17 protein-coding genes and 1 pseudogene are annotated in these 20,587 nt (G+C 54.7%); 15 read left to right on the forward strand and 3 right to left on the reverse strand.

Annotated elements, in window-relative coordinates:
* Nucleotides 1–174: 174 nt before the first annotated feature.
* The 5 genes and pseudogenes from PSAB_RS02825 to folE all read left to right on the forward strand — a co-directional run bounded on the left by PSAB_RS02825 (nucleotide 175) and on the right by folE (nucleotide 3,642).
* A complete protein-coding gene (locus PSAB_RS02825; RefSeq protein WP_025333081.1) occupies nucleotides 175–597 on the forward strand; it encodes a GNAT family N-acetyltransferase in 423 nt (140 codons plus the stop codon).
* A gap of 186 nt (nucleotides 598–783) precedes the next feature.
* On the forward strand, nucleotides 784–1,401 hold the full coding sequence (gene lepB, locus PSAB_RS02830) for a signal peptidase I (protein ID WP_025333082.1): 618 nt from the start codon (nucleotides 784–786) through the stop codon (nucleotides 1,399–1,401).
* A 48-nt stretch (nucleotides 1,402–1,449) separates the two neighbouring features.
* A pseudogene (gene queG / locus PSAB_RS02835) lies at nucleotides 1,450–2,527 on the forward strand (tRNA epoxyqueuosine(34) reductase QueG); the annotation flags it as partial.
* A 218-nt stretch (nucleotides 2,528–2,745) separates the two neighbouring features.
* Nucleotides 2,746–2,997 (forward strand): YneF family protein, encoded by a 252-nt coding sequence (locus PSAB_RS02840; protein ID WP_025333084.1) that lies wholly within the window; start codon nucleotides 2,746–2,748, stop codon nucleotides 2,995–2,997.
* Nucleotides 2,998–3,048: 51 nt separating this feature from the next.
* The gene (gene folE / locus PSAB_RS02845; protein ID WP_025333085.1) at nucleotides 3,049–3,642 is read left to right on the forward strand and encodes a GTP cyclohydrolase I FolE; all 594 of its coding nucleotides are present in this window, start codon (nucleotides 3,049–3,051) and stop codon (nucleotides 3,640–3,642) included.
* A 75-nt stretch (nucleotides 3,643–3,717) separates the two neighbouring features.
* On the opposite strand, the gene PSAB_RS02850 is transcribed toward folE, so the two are convergent.
* Both PSAB_RS02850 and PSAB_RS02855 read right to left on the reverse strand, forming a co-directional pair.
* Nucleotides 3,718–4,872 carry a Fe-Mn family superoxide dismutase gene (locus tag PSAB_RS02850; protein ID WP_025333086.1) on the reverse strand — a complete coding sequence of 385 codons (1,155 nt, stop codon included), beginning with the start codon at nucleotides 4,870–4,872 and terminating at the stop codon, nucleotides 3,718–3,720.
* A 77-nt stretch (nucleotides 4,873–4,949) separates the two neighbouring features.
* Nucleotides 4,950–5,975, reverse strand: coding sequence for an alpha/beta hydrolase (locus tag PSAB_RS02855; RefSeq protein WP_025333087.1), 1,026 nt, complete (start codon nucleotides 5,973–5,975; stop codon nucleotides 4,950–4,952).
* A gap of 410 nt (nucleotides 5,976–6,385) precedes the next feature.
* Between PSAB_RS02855 and PSAB_RS02860 the strand changes: the two genes are divergently transcribed.
* The 8 genes from PSAB_RS02860 (at nucleotide 6,386) to PSAB_RS02895 (ending at nucleotide 15,170) form a co-directional block, all read left to right on the forward strand.
* Entirely contained in the window at nucleotides 6,386–7,132 is a 747-nt protein-coding gene (locus PSAB_RS02860) for an IclR family transcriptional regulator (RefSeq protein ID WP_025333088.1), read from the forward strand.
* 172 nt (nucleotides 7,133–7,304) lie between these two features.
* Nucleotides 7,305–8,411: a hypothetical protein gene (locus PSAB_RS02865; RefSeq protein WP_144240464.1), complete on the forward strand. Its 1,107-nt coding sequence runs from the start codon at nucleotides 7,305–7,307 to the stop codon at nucleotides 8,409–8,411.
* Between the two features lie 245 nt (nucleotides 8,412–8,656).
* On the forward strand, nucleotides 8,657–9,586 hold the full coding sequence (locus PSAB_RS02870; RefSeq protein WP_038595499.1) for a PLP-dependent cysteine synthase family protein: 930 nt from the start codon (nucleotides 8,657–8,659) through the stop codon (nucleotides 9,584–9,586).
* Nucleotides 9,583–10,011, forward strand: a complete 429-nt coding sequence (locus PSAB_RS02875; RefSeq protein WP_025333091.1) for a M67 family metallopeptidase — start codon at nucleotides 9,583–9,585, stop codon at nucleotides 10,009–10,011. Before PSAB_RS02870 ends, PSAB_RS02875 begins: the two co-directional genes overlap by 4 nt.
* Nucleotides 10,012–10,015: 4 nt before the next feature.
* Nucleotides 10,016–11,476: a molybdopterin-synthase adenylyltransferase MoeB gene (moeB, locus tag PSAB_RS02880; protein ID WP_025333092.1), complete on the forward strand. Its 1,461-nt coding sequence runs from the start codon at nucleotides 10,016–10,018 to the stop codon at nucleotides 11,474–11,476.
* A 119-nt stretch (nucleotides 11,477–11,595) separates the two neighbouring features.
* Nucleotides 11,596–12,549 carry a family 2A encapsulin nanocompartment shell protein gene (locus PSAB_RS02885; RefSeq protein WP_025333093.1) on the forward strand — a complete coding sequence of 318 codons (954 nt, stop codon included), beginning with the start codon at nucleotides 11,596–11,598 and terminating at the stop codon, nucleotides 12,547–12,549.
* Nucleotides 12,536–14,131 (forward strand): family 2A encapsulin nanocompartment cargo protein cysteine desulfurase, encoded by a 1,596-nt coding sequence (locus PSAB_RS02890; protein WP_025333094.1) that lies wholly within the window; start codon nucleotides 12,536–12,538, stop codon nucleotides 14,129–14,131. Before PSAB_RS02885 ends, PSAB_RS02890 begins: the two co-directional genes overlap by 14 nt.
* A gap of 94 nt (nucleotides 14,132–14,225) precedes the next feature.
* Nucleotides 14,226–15,170 (forward strand): serine O-acetyltransferase, encoded by a 945-nt coding sequence (locus PSAB_RS02895; protein WP_025333095.1) that lies wholly within the window; start codon nucleotides 14,226–14,228, stop codon nucleotides 15,168–15,170.
* Between the two features lie 240 nt (nucleotides 15,171–15,410).
* On the opposite strand, the gene acnA is transcribed toward PSAB_RS02895, so the two are convergent.
* Nucleotides 15,411–18,149: an aconitate hydratase AcnA gene (gene acnA, locus PSAB_RS02900; RefSeq protein ID WP_025333096.1), complete on the reverse strand. Its 2,739-nt coding sequence runs from the start codon at nucleotides 18,147–18,149 to the stop codon at nucleotides 15,411–15,413.
* A 297-nt stretch (nucleotides 18,150–18,446) separates the two neighbouring features.
* Here acnA and PSAB_RS02905 point away from each other — a divergent pair, with 297 nt between their 5' ends.
* A complete protein-coding gene (locus tag PSAB_RS02905; RefSeq protein ID WP_025333097.1) occupies nucleotides 18,447–19,466 on the forward strand; it encodes an amidase domain-containing protein in 1,020 nt (339 codons plus the stop codon).
* A 19-nt stretch (nucleotides 19,467–19,485) separates the two neighbouring features.
* Nucleotides 19,486–20,580, forward strand: a complete 1,095-nt coding sequence (locus tag PSAB_RS02910) for a D-alanine--D-alanine ligase (RefSeq protein ID WP_025333098.1) — start codon at nucleotides 19,486–19,488, stop codon at nucleotides 20,578–20,580.
* Nucleotides 20,581–20,587: the final 7 nt, after the last annotated feature.

Genomic DNA, 20,587 nt, shown 5'->3' on the forward strand with positions numbered 1-20,587 from the left:
CTTTATATTAAGCGCTTTCGCTAGAAAAGTAATGATATCGCCCGAATTATGTGATTTAATAGAGACAAAAGCAGGTATTCCTCGTTAATTGATGCTTTTTTCGCCCTCCGGATTATAAAGGGAACTCCTTCTTTTTGTAAAATCCAAAGCCAAAGAAAAGGGAGACTGTAAAGAATGCACGTTCGTTCCTTTCAATTAAGCGACGTAAGTCTAGTGACTGAACTGTTGCAAGCCGCTTTATCCGAAGAATGTTACGAGAACACCTTGGAACCCTTCTCCAGACAGCTTTCTTGGGATTCGGATCTCATTGTTGTTGCGGAAGAAGAAGGGGAGATTGTCGGAGCGCTTATTGGCACGATTGAGAAAAATTATGGTTGTTATTTCCGTATTGCCATCCATCCCGATTATCGCCGCAGAGGAATCGGCAGACGTCTTGTTTCGGCTATGGAGAGCAGATTTCAAGCGCGCAAGGTCAACGGTATTTACGTTGTCGGCGATGAGCATAATGCGGCCGCCCTCCCGCTGTACGAAGCGATGGGTTATGGCGAGAACCATATCTTTAAATCGGTGCGTAAGCTGAGCATCGTTGGACAATAAAGAGTAGGTCGATCTGCACCTGCGAAAGCGGAAACATTAACCAGACTACACCAGCATCATATGGAGCCGGAAGTCGGCTCCTTTCCTTACTTGGCATATCATCCTGAACGTTGCAAACGTGCGGGAGATATGCTTTTCTATTGTTAGGAGTTAGGAGTCATTCATATACCGGATCAGGGGTGGATTATGGAGCGGAAATTGGAAGAGGGAGGCTTGCCTTACCGCAAACGAAGCGACCGGACTTCCAGACTGAAGAAATACCGTTCCTTCCGGAGAAGAAAATGGATCGCGGAATTCAAAGACTGGTTCATTATGGCGGTTGTCGTATTCTCGGTCATATCGATGCTGAATCTGTTCGTGTTCAATATCTCCATGGTTAAAGGCCATTCAATGCAGCCGACACTATATGAAGGCGAACGGCTGTTTATCAATAAAATAACGCTTGCGTTCAGGGACCCAAGACGCGGCGATATTGTCGTGCTGCATGATCCGAGCAACGGGCCGGACCGGAAGGAATATCTGGTCAAGCGGGTCGTCGGCATCCCCGGCGATATTGTGGAAGTGCGGGAGCACAAGCTGTACGTCAACGGCAAGCCTGCCACCGAGCCGTACGTGGATACGGCTATCGAAGATGCGGATTTTGCGCCGGTTCCCGTCGGCAGGGGATTTTATTTCGTTATGGGCGACAATCGCCATGCCGGCGCCAGCAAGGACAGCCGCTTTTTCGGGGCCGTTCCCTTGAAGATGATCGTTGGCAGAGCCGCCTTTATCTGGTGGCCGCTGCCAAAAGTAAATGCGCTATAATGGAGTCTTGGCAATACCAATAGCAAAGGAGGCGGAAGGTTGAACAACATGAAATCTGCATCTTATTCGCCCCCGTCCTCAAGGTGGGAAGAATTAAAGAAGGAAATGAAGGAGGCGGCGCCGTCGCTGGGCATTGACGAAATTGGATTTGCGACGGCGGAGCCGTTTCTTTTTTTGAAGGATCTGCTGCAGGAGCACCGGGACAAGGGCTATGATTCGGGCTTTGAGGAGCCGGATCTGGACAAGCGGACGATTCCGGCCCTGAGGGAAGGGCAGCCGAAGTCCATTATTGCCATTGCGGTTGCCTACCCGTCCAAAATGGACAAGCCCCCAAAGTCCGAGCCGGGCGAACGCAGGGGTATTCTGGCGAGATCGGCCTGGGGCCGCGACTATCATCTCGTGCTGCGCGAGGCGCTGGAGCGACTGGAAGCCTTTATCCGGCAGCGGGTGCCGGACGCGGTGCTGGAGAGCATGGTGGATACCGGCGTTCTGGTCGACCGGGCGGTCGCTCAGCGGGCGGGAATCGGCTTCAGCGGCAAAAATTGCTCGATCATTTCTCTGAAATGGGGCTCGTGGATCTATTTAGGCGAAATGGTCACGGATATCCCATTCCCGCCTGATACGCCTGTGACGGAAGGCTGTGGCACCTGCACCAAATGCATTGACGCCTGTCCGACGGGCGCGCTGGTGGGACCCGGAGAGCTGAACGCTCAGGCCTGCGTCTCTTATCTGACCCAGACGAAAGGCTTTCTGGACGAAACGTATATGTCCAAGATCGGCAACCGTCTCTACGGCTGCGATACGTGCCAGATTGTCTGCCCCCACAACCGGGGGAAGAACTGGGACCATCATCCCGGGCTTCTGCCCGATCCCGAGCAGGCGAAGCCGCTGCTTCTGCCGATCCTTGACCTCAGCAACCGGGAATTCAAGGAGAAGTTCGGAAGCAGCGCCGCTGCCTGGAGGGGCAAAAAGCCGATCCAGCGCAACGCCGTCATCGCGCTCGGCAACTTCAAGGATGCTTCCGCCGTGCCGAAGCTGACGGAAGTGCTGATTGGGGACCCGCGTCCGGAGCTGCGCGGCGCGGCCGCCTGGTCGCTTGGCGTGATAGGCGGCGAAGCGGCGCTTGCGGCCGTGGAGCTTGCGCTTGAGAGCGAGCGGGATGACGAGGTCGTCCGGCGCCTGAACCGAGCCCGGGGCAAGCTGGCAGGGCATGCGGAGGCTTGAAAATAAAGAGCCCGGACAGGAGCGGATATTCCAATTGCTGTCCAGTTCCCGAAATGCTATGATAGATTCGCGCGCGTTAAATTAGGCGTGCCACAATACAACTCAGAGGTGGGTTTTTAAATGGATATTGCTCTTCCGATTATTACACTGGTCGTGGGGCTGATTGGCGGCTTCTTCATTGGTGTATATTATCTGCGCAAGCAAATGACCAGCATGCAGAACGATCCGGAAATGCTGCAAAAGGTCGCTAAGCAGATGGGATATAATTTGAACAGTAAGCAAATGCAGCGCGCCCAGCAAATGATGAAGAATCAGAACATGGGGGGACGCGGTCCTGCCGGTGGCAAAGGGCCAAAAAGAAAGAGCAAGTAACCGGCCCGCTTCTCAGGTTGTTAGCGGGACGGCATGAATGGAGGAAGTTTCATGGGCGGCATCAAAGATTATGTGAACGAAACCGTATCGGCTAACCGTGAGAAGATAGAGTACCATGTTCAGAAAATATTGGAGCTGATCGGCGAAGATACCGGACGGGAAGGGCTGCTGGAGACTCCGGCGCGGGTAACGCGGATGTACGAGGAGATTTTCGGCGGCTATTCCATTGATCCGAAAGAGGCGCTTGGCGTTACCTTTGACGAGTCCCATGAAGAGCTTGTTATCGTCAAGGATATCGTCTATTACAGCCAGTGCGAACACCATATGGCGCCTTTCTTCGGCAAGGTGCATATCGGGTACATTCCGAGCGGACGCATCGCTGGACTCAGCAAGCTGGCGCGGCTTACGGAAGCCGTGACGCGCCGCCTGCAGGTGCAGGAGCGCATTACCTCGCAAATCGCCGATATCATGACCGAAGTGCTTCATCCGCACGGGGTCATGGTCGTCGTCGAAGGCGAGCATCTGTGCATGTGCGCCCGGGGCGTCAAGAAGCCGGGCAGTAAGACGGTCACTTCGGCTGTCAGAGGGACTTTCCGTAAGAACCCTGCAGCCCGGGCGGAATTTTTGTCGTTAATTAAAGAATAACGGACGTATGCAGCGAACCGGCCCCATGTTGATTTCAGGGGGCCGGTTTATTTTTTAGGGATTGTGGGGTTCTTATTAGTAGGGCTTCCAGGCGAGTTTGCTTGCCGCGGCATATCTTTCGGATACATAAGGCCAGTTTACAACTTTCCACCAGTCCTGAATATAATCGCCGCGCTTGTTCTGATGCTTCAGGTAGTAGGCATGCTCCCAGACATCGAGGGCGAGCAGCGGGATGACATCCCACTGGGACAGGTTCTGGTGCTTCTCCGCCGTCAGAATCTCGAGTCTGCGGCTGCGCGGACTCCAGACGAGAATGGCCCAGCCCCCGCCTTCAACCTTCTCGGCGGCTTCGCTGAACTGCTTCTTGAAGGCGTCAAAGCTTCCGAAGTCCCGCTCGATGGCCGCAAGCAAAGCTCCGGTCGGACGCCCTCCGCCCTGCGGAGACATTTCGTCCCAGAATATCGTATGCAGATAATGACCGGCCCCGTTGAAGGCAAGCTCCCGCTCCCAATGCTTGACTAGATCGAAATCTCCGCTCTTTCGGGCGTCCGCCAGCTTTTTCTCCGCCTTGTTCAGGCCGTCCACATAGCTCTTATGATGGATGTCGTGATGAATCCGCATCGTCTTCTCGTCGATGTACGGCTCAAGGGCGTTGTAAGGATACGGCAGAGGGGGGAGCTTATGCCCTCCGATCGGCACGGACGGCAGGTCGCGGTGGGCGGAAGCAAGCTCCGGGTCCTGTGCAGCCGTGCCGACGGCAAATGGCCCGGGCGGAAGATCGGCGGCATAATCCCGTAAGTCTCCGAAATGGTTGACGGGATGGCCGAGCCCGCCCAGGACGCCGAGAAAATATTCCGTCTCGCGGATAACATGAGGCAGAAAGGTCTCCGCCGTCTCTGCCCTTAGGTCCGGGCTCTGTTCTTTCAAGGCTTGCAGGTGGCGAATAAATTCGCGGGATTGTTCGACGGATACCGCCGCCAGTCTGTTAATCTCGGCGGGATCCACGCTCCCGGCCGCCGCAGGCGAAAGCGCCGCCTCCAGCAGGCTCCGGGCGCTATGCTCCGTAGCGCCGAAAACGGCGTTCCATTCATCCAGCAGCTTGACGTAAGGCTCCTCCAGTTCGGGAACGGCGAGCTTGATCAGTGCTGCGTTCTCCTTCTCCTGATTTTTCCAGAATGCAATTTCATTCAATACGTGCACCGCCGGCGGTGGCCCATATACATACTGCATGACGTACAGCCCTCCCGTAATATGTCTTTTCCCTATAGAGTATGAAGGATGAGGGTTGTACTATGTGAGACTTAGCTCTACTGCTGCTTCTCCCTCTGGGCTTTGGCCAGCGGGACATTGCTCAAGAAGGCGGACACCCGGCGCAGATATTCGCGGGGATGCTCACGGAACAGCAGCTCGTGATGGCTGTCTTTGACAATCCAGGAATCGGAATACCGATTGGTCTGATGGGCGGCCAGCGCTTCGGCGATTGGATAAGGCGCTTTTTCATCCGACGTTCCATGCATGAACAAAGTCGGGAAAGGATAATCCTCCGCCTTAACCTTGCCGTATGGAATCTGATTCAGTCCGGTCCCGTTCAGCACAGGGAAGAGCAGCTCCATAATTTCAAGCGAAGGATGACGCGGAAGATCGATATTTTGCCTGATGTTGTGATACAGCGTATCGGGCTCCAGCAGAAAGGTGCTGTCCAGAATCATCGCGTCCACATCCTTGGTAACGAGCCCTGCCTGCAAGGCGGTGCCTGCGCCCATGGAGAATCCCCATACGACGATCTCCTTCGCTCCGCGCTGCTTCGCGAGCTGAATGGCGCCGAGCAGCTCGCGGGATTCTTTTTTGCCGCCTGTTGCCACATCTTTATTGCTTTGGGAAGCGAAGCCGTAGTCGAACATAATGACATTGAAATTCAGACGGTGCGCAAAATGGGCAAGATCGTACATCGGAACCCACGATTCCTCGCGGTTGGCGCCATAGCCGTGGCTGAATACGATCGTCTTGGCCGATTTGTCGGCGGGAATGTACCAGCCCTGAATATTGCGGCTGCCGTCGCTTGCCGGAAAGGTTACGTCCTCATATTTCAGTCCCTTGGCCAGCATCGGATTGGAGAACACCGGAGCGACCGTCGGATTGGACAGCACCCAGGTAATATAAGCGTGCAGCGAGATGAAACAGAATGTTAAAAAAAAGAAAACGGACAACAGCAGCGCCACAATCACATGCTTTATGCGAATCATCCGCAGGGACAGCTGCGGCTGTTGATTGGACGGACGGTCCAGCGGCCTTGGGGAGACCGGCGTGCCGGCGCGAGATGTTGCAAGATCCATAAGGTCCCCTCCTAAAAGTTTTGCGAGCGCATAGGCCAGCAATTAATTCATCAGCAAAACTCGCTTCGAAAGCATAAGCTAAGTTTTGCGAGCGCAAAAGCTACAGTTATTCATCAGCAAAACTCGCTTCGAAAGCATAGGCTAAGTTTTGCGAGTGCAGGCAGCAGTGAATTCTTCAGCAAAACTCGCTCCGAAAATAGTGGATTCGTTTGCACTCCTGTGTTTAATCGTAGGGTTCTGTTAAGGCAAAGTCAATGAATGTGCCTCATTTGTAATGCAACTGTAAACTGAGTCGCAGGACCTGCCTCGAGATGAAGATACTGGACTTTTCACAGACTTTTGCTAAGATAGAAATGACTATAAATATTGTAACCGTGTTTCATTTAGTGAAACATGAAGGGGAGATATCCGTGGACGACGACCGTAAGCTAACGGTGCGCGCCGTGGAGCGTGCGCTTGATATTCTGCTGTGTTTTACTAGAGACAGCGATCTGAGCCTGACCGAAATTGCCGCGAGCATCAGCCTGCACAAAAGCACGGTGCACCGGCTGCTCACGACGCTTGAGGACCGGGGCTTCATTACCCGCAATCCGGCGACGGAAAAATACCGGCTCGGCATCCGGGTTTGGGAGCTCTCGACCCATCTGCCGGTTTCGGAGAACCCGGGAACGCTGCTGCTGCCCGCAATGGAGCGCCTGCGTGACCGGCTTGGGGAGACGGTCAGTTTATATTTGCGTGACGGCTTTGAGCGGGTGCGCATCCAGGCGGTGCAGAGCAATCAGGCGATCCGGCGTGTGGCGCAGATCGGCGCAAGGCTGCCGCTGACCGTGGGGGCATCCAGCAAGGTGCTGGCCGCCTACGCTCCGCCGGAAGTCCAACAGGAGCTGCTTGAAGGCGAGGACTGGCCCCCGGCTATTGACCGCAAGCGTTACGCGGACCAATTGAAAGAAGTGCTGCATGCCGGCTATGCGACCAGCTTTGAGGAGCGCGAGCCAGGAGCGGCCGCCGTGGCCGTACCCGTTATCGGGCGGAGCGGCGAAATCGCCGCCGCCTTGTCGCTGTCCGGGCCGGTCAACAGGCTTGCCCGCGAGACGCTGGTCGAATATGCGGGCGTGCTGAAGGAAGCGGCGGCGGAAATGGGGCTTATGGTGCCCTGACTCATCTAATATAAAAACCGGTGGCAGTAATGGACGTGAATGCGGGGTCCTGAACTGCCGCCGTTTTTTTTAATCCGGACATGCGCTCGGCGGCTATATTTTCATAGATGTGCAGTGCGATATAGTACATTTGCGGCATGGGAATTATACATAAATTGGAATACAATTTGAATTGCATGTGGATGATGATAGGGAGGTTATGATGAAAAGGTTAGCTTATTGGTGCTCCATCGTTTTAGTAACGGTTCTATTTTCTAACTACGCATACGCCGACGAGAGCTTGCCCCCAAGCCTTGGTTCCACGGATATCCTTTCAGCCGGTGATCATGCGGCCGTTCTGGTTGACCGTACAGCTGGGAAAGTGCTGTTAGCCGATTTACAAGCAAATAAATTTACGAGTCTTTCAGACGACGCTTCTCCCGTGCTTGACGTGGAGGTGGTGAAACAGCCTGAGAAGATTGTGCTGCTGAAGAAAACAAACCGGAATACGATCTCGAAAACCGTGTTTTCTTATAAGGGAGCCATTCTCTCTAAAACAACCATCCCGCTAAACCTTAAGGATGGGGATAAGATCAAATGGGTAGCCCCTGCCGGAAAAGCAAATGAAAGAATTATGCTTCAAAGATTAAACGATTTTAATCTATACCAATATCCTTGGAAGAAGCCGAGTGTCAGCTATGACGCCAAGGTCGTGGACAACGGTTGGGAGTCTGTTAGTGTGCTGGATTGGGATTTTCAGGGCTATCCTTACTTGGCAATAAAGTATATGGCATCGGGCATTATGAACCAGGTTTATTTTGCGAAAGCAGTGAATCTATATACGAAGAAAGAGGCTCTTTTCAAGGACTTTAACACGAATTTCAACCTTGAAATCGGGGGGGGAAATGCGTTGTTGTTTACCTCCAATGTGTATGAATCGGTGTACCAGCCATTTCCGCCAAATGTCCTTCGTCCCAAATCTACTGAAATCCAGCCTTACTACCAAATCATTAATGCGGATAAGGGGATCAAGAGCAAGGTGCTGGAAGGAGTTTTTGCCGACAAGGGCGATCACTCGGGGTGGCAAACGGAGCTCATTAACAATCAGTTATTTGTAGGGGATTTGGCGGAGCATACCTGGTCCTTGTATTCGGCAAATGGGTCGGAGATTGTAACGAATCAGGCCTGGCCGGGCAACAGCGAGTCCAAGTTTGCCGGTTACAATGCGGCTGCGGGGATTGGCTACTTTTTGGAATACCACTCGGGCAAAGCCTCAATTACTGCTTATCCGGTTCATTAATAATATATGTTATTTTTAAAAAAAAGGCGCGGGTCCGAACACGGGAGTCCCGCGCCTTCTTGTATGCCTGCAGCTTGTCTATTCGAAGGAGAAAATGTCTTTTTTTTCAAAGAAGCCGCTAGACAGAAAAATGTCGAACTGCTATAATGAAATCAACTTATTCCTACAATATTGCTCGGAATAGTTGGACATGGTATGGATGCGGAGAAACTGGCGAAAAAGCCAGCAGGTTAGGGGACTTCACATTGGCAAATAACCATTACGGGATTATTGAATCTATCGGCAATACACCGCTTATACGTCTTGTGAATGTGACGAAGGATCTGGGGCGAACCGACGTGAGCGTGTATGTGAAGGCCGAGCAGCTTAATCCGAGCGGTTCGGTCAAGGACCGCGCCGCGAAGGCCATGATTTTGCAGGGAATCCAGTCAGGGCAGTTGACCAAGGAGAAATCCATCATCGACGGGACGAGCGGCAATACCGGCATTGCTTACGCAATGATCGGTGCGGCTCTCGGATACAAAGTGACCCTGTGTCTTCCAGGTAACGCGAATGTCGAACGCAAGCGGATTCTGCGGGCTTACCGCGCGGAAATTATCGAGACGGACCCGCTGCAAAGCTCGGATGGCGCTCAGCTTGAAGCCAAGCGGATAGCGGAGCTTGAGGCCGACCGGTATTTTTATCCCGATCAATACAATAATGATGCGAACTGGAAAGCGCACTACGAGACGACCGCCCCGGAAATCTGGGAACAGACGGATCATAAGGTTACTCATTTTATCGCCGGCATGGGTACGTCAGGAACTTTTATCGGAACCTCCAGAAGATTGAAGGAGCTTAATCCCGCGATCCAGACCGTTGCGATGCAGCCGGATTCGCCTCTGCACGGATTGGAGGGAATGAAGCATCTGGCAACGACGCTTAAGCCGGGGATTTACGACCAGTCGGTAGCCGACGGGCTGATCGAGGTTGAAACCGAGGAAGCGTACGCCATGACGCGCAGGCTGGCGCGGGAAGAAGGGCTGCTGGTGGGAATCAGTTCCGGGGCCAATGTGCACGCCGCGCTGAAGCTGGCTGCTACCGTCCCTCCCGGATCAGTCGTCGTTACCATTTTATGCGACAGCGGGCTTCGATATTTAAGCGACGACCTGTGGATAAGGGGGGATGCAACATGATCCATCTGAAGCGGGAGCATATCGACCAAATCAATAAACACGCCGAGGAGGATTACCCGCATGAATGCTGCGGTATTGTGTTCGGCAAATTGGGTGAGGATCAGACGAAGGTGGTAAGCGAGCTGCTTCCGATTTCCAATTCGCGGGAAGAGCAGGCCAGGCATAACCGCTTTCTCATCACTTCGGAGGATATCATGAGAAGCGAGCTGTACGCCCGGAAGCATAAGCTGGACGTTCTCGGCTTCTATCACTCGCATCCCGATCATCCTGCGCGTCCCTCGGCGTTCGACTTGGAGCATGCCTGGCCGACTTACTCTTATCTGATTGTCGCGGTTGCGGGGGGGCGGGCGGGAGAATTGACTTCCTGGGAGCTGAACAGTGACCGTTCCGCGTTCTATTCTGAAACCATTAATAGGGAGGATTAGCCGTATGACAGTAAGTTTGCTTATTCCTACCGCCCTGCGCTCTTTTACGGACGGTTTGTCGGAAATCGGTTTGGAGGCGGCCACGGTTGAAGAGGCGCTGGCTGTACTAACCGAACAATATGTCGATCTTCGGCGGCATTTGTTTAACGATCAGGGCCAGCTGCGCAGCTATGTGAATATCTACGTGAATGAAGAGGATATCCGGCAAAAGAACGGCCTGCAGACAGCCTTGTCGGATGGAGACGACGTAATGCTTGTGCCTTCCATTGCCGGCGGCTCGCCGACGGAAACGGAAGGAATCGGGAGCCCGGACCTTGGCGGGCTTCCCGAACTGACCAAAGACGAAATTACCCGGTACAGCCGGCACCTTATTCTGCCGGAGGTCGGCGTGGAAGGGCAGCGCATCCTCAAGAAAAGCCGGGTACTGCTGATCGGAACCGGGGGACTGGGCGCGCCGATCGCCATGTATTTGGCCGCCGCTGGCGTCGGGACGCTCGGCATTGTCGATTTTGACTTCGTGGATGAGACGAATTTGCAGCGCCAGATTATTCACGGCACGCGCGATATCGGCAGACCGAAGATCGCGTCTGCAAAGGACCGGATCAAGAGCATTAATCCGAAAGTAAACGTCATTGCCATCGAACAGAGACTGTCCAGTGAGAACGCCCTCGACATTATCAAGGATTACGATGTGGTCGTGGATGGAACGGATAATTTCCCGACGCGGTATTTGGTCAATGACGCCTGCGTTTTATTGGGCAAGCCGAACGTGTACGGCTCCGTATTCCGGTTCGAAGGACAGGTCAGCGTGTTCTATGCACAGGAAGGAGCCTGTTACCGCTGTCTGTATCCGGAGCCGCCTCCAGCCGGACTTGTCCCCACTTGCTCCGAGGGCGGCATACTCGGCGTTCTTCCCGGCATCATAGGCTGCATTCAGGCAAATGAAACGATCAAGCTGCTCCTTGGCAAAGGTGAACCTCTAATCAATCGGCTGCTGCTGTTCGATGCGCTGAAGATGAAGTTTCGGGAGCTTAAGCTCAGCAAGGACACGAACTGCCCCATTTGCGGAACACATCCTACCATTACATCCCCTATTGATTATGAAGAATTTTGCGGTTTGAAGAAGCCTGCCGAAGAGGAGCCAATCGAGGAGATCACGGCTATCGAGCTGAAAAGACGCTTTGATGGCGGGGAAGAGGTGCAAATCCTTGACATCCGGGAGCCTCATGAGCTTGCGATAGGGAAGCTACCGGGAACGAAAGCCATTCCTTTCGGGCAGATCGTTCGCCGCAAAGCGGAGCTCGATCCCGAACGCGATACGATCGTCATATGTAAAATCGGCCAGCGCAGCGTGATGGCGATTCGTACTTTACGGGATTCCGGCTATAACGGCAGACTGCTGAATTTGAAAGACGGCATGAATGCATGGGCGCAGGAAATAGATCCCCGGATTGCGCAGTACTGATGCATATCTGACTTATAAAACTCATTATAGTAGGCCCATTGCTGAACCAATGCGCTTATGCACGCGAGCATATGGGCCATATTATATATTTTTCATTATTATCTTAAGGGGGCTTTACTATGTCCGAACAAGACAATGGCAATCTGGCCGTACCGGCGCTCGGTTCATCGGCAGCTTATCAACTGGCAAATGTTACTAAATCTGCACCGCAATTCGATTCCCTTACACCGCGTTGGATCACAAGGCTGTTCGACTGGAAGGGACTTGAAACGGGGATTTACCGGCTGAACAAGGTACAGGAAGGCGATACGCCGCTTGATGTATTGTGCAGTACCGGCGACACCTCGAATATTACCGAAGGCTTTGTCGATTATAGTACAAGCCCGCGCGAATACGTGCTGAATTCCATTTCGACGATTATCAACGTCAATACCCGCGTATCGGACATATACAGCAGCCCCTTCAACCAGATTCAGGAACAGTTGCGGCTTGCCATTGAGAGCATCAAGGAAAGGCAGGAAAGCCAGCTCATCAACAGCGATGATTACGGTCTTTTGAAAAATGCGGCGCCTTCCCAGCGCATCCAGACACGTAACGGTGCGCCGACGCCGGATGATCTGGACGAGTTAATCTCCAAGGTGTGGAAAGAGCCTTCCTATTTCCTGGCTCATCCGCGGGCCATCGCGGCCATCGGCCGGGAATGCACAAGACGCGGCGTTCCGCCGCAAACGGTGCAGATCTTTGGTTCGCATTTTCTGACCTGGAGAGGCATCCCTATTATTCCTACGGACAAGCTGTTCGTCGACGGTCATAAGAACCCGAAAGGCCAGGCGGGCAAAACGAATATTCTGCTGGTGCGCACCGGAGAAAATAAGCAGGGCGTTCTCGGCTTGTATCAAACCGGTCTTCCGGGCGAGCAGTCACGCGGGCTTTCGGTCCGGTTTACGGGTATCGACAAGCAGGGCATCGGCTCGTATCTCCTTTCCTTGTACTGCTCCGTTGCCATTCTTGCGGATGACGCGGTAGGCGTGCTGGAAGATGTGGATGTAGGTAACTACTATGACTACGAATAGCAATCATCCATCCCTTCCGGACCCATCCGTCCTGGCGGCGCTGGCGAGTGCATACTTTCCGGAATTTTCATCCGGGGAAGCGGCTGCGGCCGCTTCATCCGCTCCGGAGCTTGCACCATCCGTTCAAAACGTTCAGAATACGGTTCCTTCGCCTCCAACCTTTACACCGTCCGTACAGGGGGGTTACCCTGCGGCGCAACCGTACCATGGATTATGGACCGAGGCGGACTTTCTGCGGGCGATTCCCGGTGCTTTTGAATCGGACAATCTAGGGACAAGCTCTTTGCCGGGCAGCTATGCACCGTCGGTTGAGTTCTTGTCAGGCAGCCAAGCTGCATCCGCCGTTTCGGCTCCTTCGCTATCTTTCGGGGCGTTTGATGTAAACGCGGTGCGAAAGGATTTTCCGATTCTGGCGGAGAAGGTGAACGGTAAAGATCTGGTGTGGCTGGACAATGCCGCGACGACCCATAAGCCCCGGCAGGTTATTGAACGGATCAAGTACTATTATGAGCATGAGAATTCCAATGTGCACCGCGCGGCTCATGAGCTGGCGGCGCGCTCCACGGATGCTTACGAGGGCGCCCGCGAGAAGGCGGCCCGGTTTCTGAATGCCCCTTCGGAGAAGGAAATCGTGTTCGTCCGGGGAGCGACTGAGGCAATCAATTTGGTCGCAAGCAGCTATGCCAGACATCATTTGCAGAAAGATGATGAAATTCTCATCACGTGGCTGGAGCATCATGCCAACATCGTGCCCTGGCAGCTGGTCTGCGAGGAGACCGGGGCGAAGCTCCGTGTCGCGCCTGTCGATGAGAGCGGACAAATCCTGCTGGACGAATATGCGAAGCTGCTGAGCTCCCGGACGAAGTTCGTCTCCCTGACGCATGTATCCAACGCGCTTGGTACGGTTACTCCTGTAGCGGAGATGGTCAGCCTGGCCCACCGTTACGGCGCCAAAGTGCTGGTTGACGGCGCGCAGGCCGTCTCCCACTTGAAAGTGGACGTGCAGTCGCTGGATGCCGATTTTTACGTGTTCTCGGGTCATAAAGTATTTGGTCCTACGGGAATCGGCGTTCTTTACGGCAAACCCGAAGCGCTAGAAGCCATGCGTCCCTACCAGGGCGGAGGCAATATGATCGTGGATGTAACGTTTGAGAAGACCATTGTTCACCCGGCTCCGGCCCGTTTTGAAGCGGGAACCGGTAATATTGCGGATGCGGTCGGACTTGGCGCGGCGCTGGACTACGTTTCCTCAATCGGCCTGGATGTGATTAACCGATATGAACATTTTCTGCTCGAATACGGCATAGAATCGCTTTCCCGCGTCCCTGGCCTGCGGCTCATCGGCACGGCAAAGGAAAAAGCGGGCGTGCTGTCCTTCGTTCTCTCAGGGTATACGACGGAGGAAGTCGGCAAGGCCCTTAGCAATGAAGGGATCGCCGTTCGTTCCGGCCACCATTGCGCTCAGCCGATTCTCCGCAGATTCGGGCTTGAGAGCGCGGTAAGACCGTCGCTGGCACTCTATAACACCTGCGGGGAAATTGACGCCTTGACGTCTGTGCTGTTGAAGCTGAAGCATAGCTGAAGCGTACTGAAACGGCTGCGGTATCCGCAGTCAATCCCCTGTTATCTCCGGCGCCGGACGATGCCATTGAAGCAGGGGGAAAGGAGGTTGAGTCTTGAGCAGCATTAATGACAACCGAATGAACCGTCTCGTTGCGGAGATTGCGGCCAGCTATCGGGAACAACCGATTAATCCTTTACTGGATTATTCGCTGCTTCCGAGCCGTAAGCTGGTAATTGAGAGCATACATTTGGTTTGGGAACTGCTGTTCCCCGGTTATTTCGGCAAGCAGGACTTGAATGATGAGACGATGGAGTATCATATTGGCTCTGTTCTCATACAGATTCAGGAGAAGCTGTCCGACCAGATTGGCCGTTCTTTGCTGTACCGGAGGGGCCAGAATTCCCATTCCTCCCAAGAGGTAATACCGGAGGCGGAGGAAATCATCCATCAATTTTTGGCGGAAATTCCGCGGATTCGGAGCGTGCTGGCCACCGATGCCCAAATCGCTTTCGACGGAGATCCGGCGGCCAATGATTTGAGCGAGATCATTTTCTCCTATCCCGGCTTATTCGCGGTGGGGATCTACCGTATGGCCCATGAACTGGAACTGCTGTCTGTCCCGCTTATTCCTCGGATTATGACCGAATATGCGCACAGCGTCACAGGTATTGATATCCATCCCGGGGCGAAGATTGGCAGTTCCTTCTTTATCGACCATGGTACCGGGGTGGTGATTGGAGAAACGACGGAGATCGGGAATCGGGTGAAGATTTACCACGGGGTGACGCTGGGAGCCTTATCGCTCCGGGAGGGTCATTCGATGTATGGGAAAAAGCGCCATCCGACGCTTGAGGATGATGTGACAGTGTATTCCGGCGCATCCATTCTGGGCGGGGATACCGTTATCGGCAAAGGGGTCGTGATCGGCAGCAATGTCTCCATCTTCAAGTCCGTGCCTGCCGGCGCGAAAGTGACTGTAAGGAACCCGGAACTGATCATCAAAGGCCAGGCGCCGCAAGAATTCCCGCAGGAATTCACCTGGGATTGGGTGATTTGAAGCTCCGTTACCAAGAAGAAACGCCTGACGGCGTCTTTCAAGACGCAAGTACGTTTCTCGTAGAAATATAAGACAAAATGATAAGCGCTCAGCTTATAAATTCTTATATTTTCAAAAAAAAACGAACCCGACTTCCACTCCATAATCGGTGGAAGGACGGGTTCGTTTCATTTTATTTAGCAGGTTAGGCGGGTCATGCCCGAAATGGCCTCACGGGATATGCCCGCGCCGTTCCTTATCTTACTCCGCTTTAGCGGCAGTAGGAGACGCGTCCGCCAGCATTTGGCGCAGCACCGTTTGCAGGATGCCGCCGTTACGGTAGTAATCGACGTCGACCATGCTGTCCAGCCGCGCGATGACCGGGAAGTCGAACTTCGTGCCGTCTTCGCGGGTGGCGGTAACCGTCAGCTCTTGTCCAGGCTGTACGTCATTGCTGAGGCCGTTAATATCGAAGGTCTCGCGGCCCGTCAGCCCCAGATTGCTCCAGCCGTGGCCTTCCTGGAACTGCAGCGGCAGCACGCCCATGCCGACAAGGTTGCTGCGGTGAATCCGCTCGAAGCTCTCGGCGATGACGGCTTTGACGCCCAGCAGGAACGTGCCTTTGGCCGCCCAGTCGCGCGAGCTGCCCGTGCCGTATTCCTTGCCCGCGATAACGACGAGGTTCTGTCCGTCAGCCTGATAGCGCATGGAAGCGTCATAGATCGGCATCACTTCGTTGGTCGGCAGGTAGGTGGTGACGCCGCCTTCCGTTCCCGGAGCAACCGCGTTGCGGATACGGATGTTGGCGAACGTTCCGCGCATCATGACTTCATGGTTGCCTCGGCGGGAGCCGTAGGAGTTGAAGTCCTTGCGCTCAACGCCGTGCTCGCTGAGGTATTTGCCCGCAGGGCCGGACGTTGTAATATTACCGGCAGGCGAGATATGGTCGGTCGTTACCGAATCGCCCAGCAGGGCGAGTACGCGCGCACCGTTGATATCCTCGATGTCGCCGAGTCCGTCGGCCAGATGCTCGAAGAACGGCGGGTTCTGGATATACGTCGATTTCTCGTCCCATTCGTAGAGCTCGCCTTCCGGAACGGGAATCGCATTCCAGCGCTCGTTGGCCGTAAAGACGTTCTCGTATTTGCTGCGGAACATTTCCGGGCTGACCGACAACTGAATCGCTTCGCGGATTTCAGCGCTTGTCGGCCAGATGTCTTTCAGGTAGACCGGCTCTCCGAGCGAGTCATAACCGAGTGGATCGTTCTGCAGGTCGATATTAACCGTACCCGCGATCGCATAGGCCACAACCAGCGGCGGAGAAGCGAGATAGTTCGCCTTGACCTGGGCGTGCACGCGTCCTTCGAAGTTCCGGTTACCCGAAATGACGGAAGCCACGGTCATATCGTTCGCCGCAACCGCCTGGGCCACCTCATCCGGAAGCGGTCCGGAGTTGCCGATACAGGTGGCGCAGCCGTAGCCGGCGACGTAGAAGCCGAGCTCTTCCAGCGGCTTCAGGAGATCTGCCTTCACCAGGTAATCCGTCACGACGAGCGAACCCGGCGTCAGGCTGCTCTTGACATAGCCCGGTTTGGTCAGGCCGCGCTCGACGGCTTTCTTGGCAAGCAGACCCGCGCCAAGCATAACGCTTGGGTTCGAGGTGTTCGTACAGCTTGTGATTGCCGCGATGACGACTGCGCCGGTGGACAGCTCGCTTTTGCTGCCGTCTTTATGCTGAAGCTCGACCTTTTGCGCGATTTTCTCGTCGCTCAGGCCGTAACCGCCTTTGTCGATCGGAGTGCGGATAATGCCTTCGAAATTCTCTTTCATATGTGTAAGCTCGATCCGGTCCTGAGGACGCTTCGGTCCCGCCAAGCTTGGCACAACCGAGGCCAGATCCAGTTCAATCGTATCGCTGAATACCGGGTCCGGCGTTTCCGCCGTACGGAACATGCCTTGAGCTTTGTAGTACGTCTCCACCAGTTCGACCTGCTCATCAGAACGGCCTGTGCTACGAAGATAGAACAGCGTCTCGTCGTCCACAGGGAAGAAGCCGATCGTCGCGCCGTATTCAGGCGCCATGTTGGCGACCGTCGCCCGGTCGGCCAGGCTGATATTGGCAAGGCCCGGGCCGTAAAATTCGACGAATTTGCCGACCACGCCTTTTTTGCGCAGCATTTGGGTAACGGTCAGTGCCAGATCGGTTGCCGTAGCGCCTTCCACCAGACTGCCTGTCAGCTTGAAGCCGATTACGTCAGGGGTCACAAAATAGAGCGGCTGCCCCAGCATGCCGGCTTCCGCCTCAATGCCGCCGACGCCCCAGCCTACAACGCCCAGACCATTAATCATGGTTGTGTGGGAGTCGGTGCCTACCAGCGAATCCGGATACACGGTCGTTTCGCCGTCCACGGTCTTCGTGGCCGCAACCGAAGCCAGATACTCCAGGTTGACCTGGTGCACGATGCCGGTTGCCGGAGGAACGGCGCGGAAGTTGTTGAATGCCGTCTGCGCCCAGCGCAGGAACCGGTAGCGTTCCTCGTTGCGTTCGAATTCAACGTTCATATTGTATTCCAGCGCGTCCTTGGTGCCGAAGGCGTCAACCATGACCGAATGGTCGATGACGAGGTCGACCGGCACGAGCGGATTGATCTGCTTCGGATCACCGCCGGCTTTTTTTACAGTGTCGCGCATGGCCGCTAGGTCTACAACCACCGGTACGCCGGTGAAATCCTGCAGCACGATCCGCGCCGGAATGAAGGGGATTTCCTTCCCGCGGTCGATGTCGCCCGCCCAGCCGGCAAGCTGTTTGACATGCTCTTCTGTAATGGCTCTTCCGTCGAATTGGCGGACGGCCGCCTCAAGCAGCACTTTAATGGAAAAAGGAAGGGAGGAGATATTGCCGAGTCCCTGCTGTTCAAGCGCTTGAAGATCATAGTAGCGGTACGTTGTGCCGCCCGACGTGAGCGAGCGGGCCAAATTGAAATTATCCTTGCTTGGCATGAATTTGCCTCCTTGTTTCATCTGTTGAAACTCCATTTCATATTCATCTCTGCCTTTTAGTATAACGGTTACAGGAGGGGGAGTAAAGTTTTTTCCTTCAATTTTATCCGAAAAATCCGCATCCCTTCGGCCCCTGATTTATTGTCCGTATAGCTGCCCGTTCCGCCTCATATATATAGTACGGCAGCATACTGCCCTGGTAGAGCTTAACCAGATTTGCTTATCGGAGTTTTTTTACGGGCAGCGCGTAAGTGCGGCGTAATTTAGATTGGTGGGGAAAGGGGCGGGAAAAGGACAATGGATCAGAAATGGAAGAAAAGTCTGTATATATATGTAGACCAATACAACAAAAGCCGGGTGGTGCCTGAAACCGAGGTCTTCTCCGGGAGCGGCTTTGGGCTCGATCTTGGGCAGCGGGAGCGCGGCCTGAGAATGGCGAAATGGTACGAGGACAGGGGGATTAAGCCCCGGCGCTGCGAGACGGGGGTGAAGGTGCTGCGGTCCGCGCAGCGGAATGAGGGGGACATCCTGGCGGAAGTCGCCCTGCACAGCGCCTTTTTCTATGAGAAAGGCGGGATCACGCACCGTGAGGACAAGGTGGAGCGGGAGCGCTTGATCTTTGCGGGCGGGAACGGAGAGGCTGGGTGGACCTTGGCTGGTGTGGAGCGCGACATTCCGGAGCGGAGCTTTCGAAGGGGCAAGGGGGGAGCCGCCAGCGTAGAAATTCATACCCTTGAAGAAGCGTTCGGCCAGCCGTCACTTCCGGGCCCTCTGCTCAGCCGCAGGGTGCTCTCCACTGCTACCCGCGATGTCCGTTACCGCCGGGAAGACGCCGCGGCTTATGCGGACCGGTGGTGGAATGATTTTAATCCGGAATATGAAACATTCGCCGTCGACTGCACCAATTACGTATCCCAATGTCTCTTTGCAGGGGGAGCACCGATCAACTATACTGGTAAAAGAGAAACGGGCTGGTGGTACAAAGGTTATGTAGGCGGACAGGAAGGGTGGAGCTACAGCTGGGCAGTCTCGGACAGTCTCCGCCGTTACCTGGATGGAGAGCGGCGCTCAGGCTTGCGCGCCCAAATTGTGGAGCGTCCCGAGCAGCTGATGCTTGGAGACGTCATTCAGTATGACTGGGACGGAGACGGCCGCTATCAGCACAGCACCGTCATTACGGCGTTTGACGCGGGAGGCATGCCGCTTGTCAACGCGCATACGGTTCCCAGCCGCCATCGCTATTGGGACTATCGGGATTCCTATGCCTGGACCGACAGAACGGCTTATCGTTTTTTTCACATTTACGACTACTTATAATTCAGAGAGAGGTTAAGGGATGGATAATGCAAAGCTGACCGTGGGCCTGGCGTACGGCGGGAAATCGGGGGAGCACGAAGTATCGCTGCAGACCGCTTTTGCCGTGATGAACGCTTTTGACTACGATAAATATGAGATTCTGCCTTTTTATATATCGAAGCAGGGACTGTGGAAGATCGGGGAGAAGCTGCAGGCCCCCTTCAGTCGGCTGGAGCAGCTTAAGCTGGAAGGAGAGTCCGCGGATACGGGCAAGGCGCTGAACGCTGTATTCAGCGGGCTGGACGGCGGCGAAAGAGCGGTTGACGTGATGTTCCCGCTGCTGCACGGCACGAACGGGGAAGACGGGACGATTCAGGGCCTGTTCGAGATGGCTAATATTCCTTATATCGGAGCGGGTGTGCTGGCTTCGGCGGCGGGCATGGATAAAGTCATCATGAAGAAGCTGTTCGCGGAGGCGGGGCTGGAGCAGTGCAAGTACTGCTACTTTCACGCTAGCACATGGAAGCGCAAGAGCCATGATCTGATCATCGAGGTCGAGGATAAGCTGGGGTATCCGGTATTCGTCAAGCCCGCAAATCTGGGCTCAAGCGTCGGCATTTCCAAGGCTGTCGCCAAGGAGTCCCTGATCAAAGCTGTCGAGACAGCCTTCCGTTACGATACCAAGGTGATTATCGAGGAGTTCGTCGAGGCGCGGGAGCTGGAGGTCAGTGTGCTGGGCAATGACGAGCCGGAGGCATCCGTTCCCGGCGAAATCGTCTCCTCCGGCGAATATTACGATTATGCGGCCAAATATATCGACGGCAAGTCGCAAATGCTGATTCCGGCTCCCGTCGACCCGGAGACCGCCGACCGGCTGCGGGAATTGGCGATAGCCGCTTTTCGCGCAATTGAAGGCAGCGGGATTACACGGGCCGATTTCTTCGTCCGCAAATCCGACGGCAGAATATTGATCAACGAAGTCAACACGATGCCCGGCTTCACGCCGTTCAGCATGTACCCCCTGTTGTGGCGGGAGACGGGCGTAACCTATCAGGCTCTGCTGGACCGTATGATCGCGCTGGCGCTCGAGCGGTATAATCTTAAGCAGGGCTTGAAATACGATAACGAGCAATAATAGAGAA

The sequence above is a fragment of the Paenibacillus sabinae T27 genome (genome assembly GCF_000612505.1).
Taxonomy (GTDB): domain Bacteria; phylum Bacillota; class Bacilli; order Paenibacillales; family Paenibacillaceae; genus Paenibacillus_AQ; species Paenibacillus_AQ sabinae.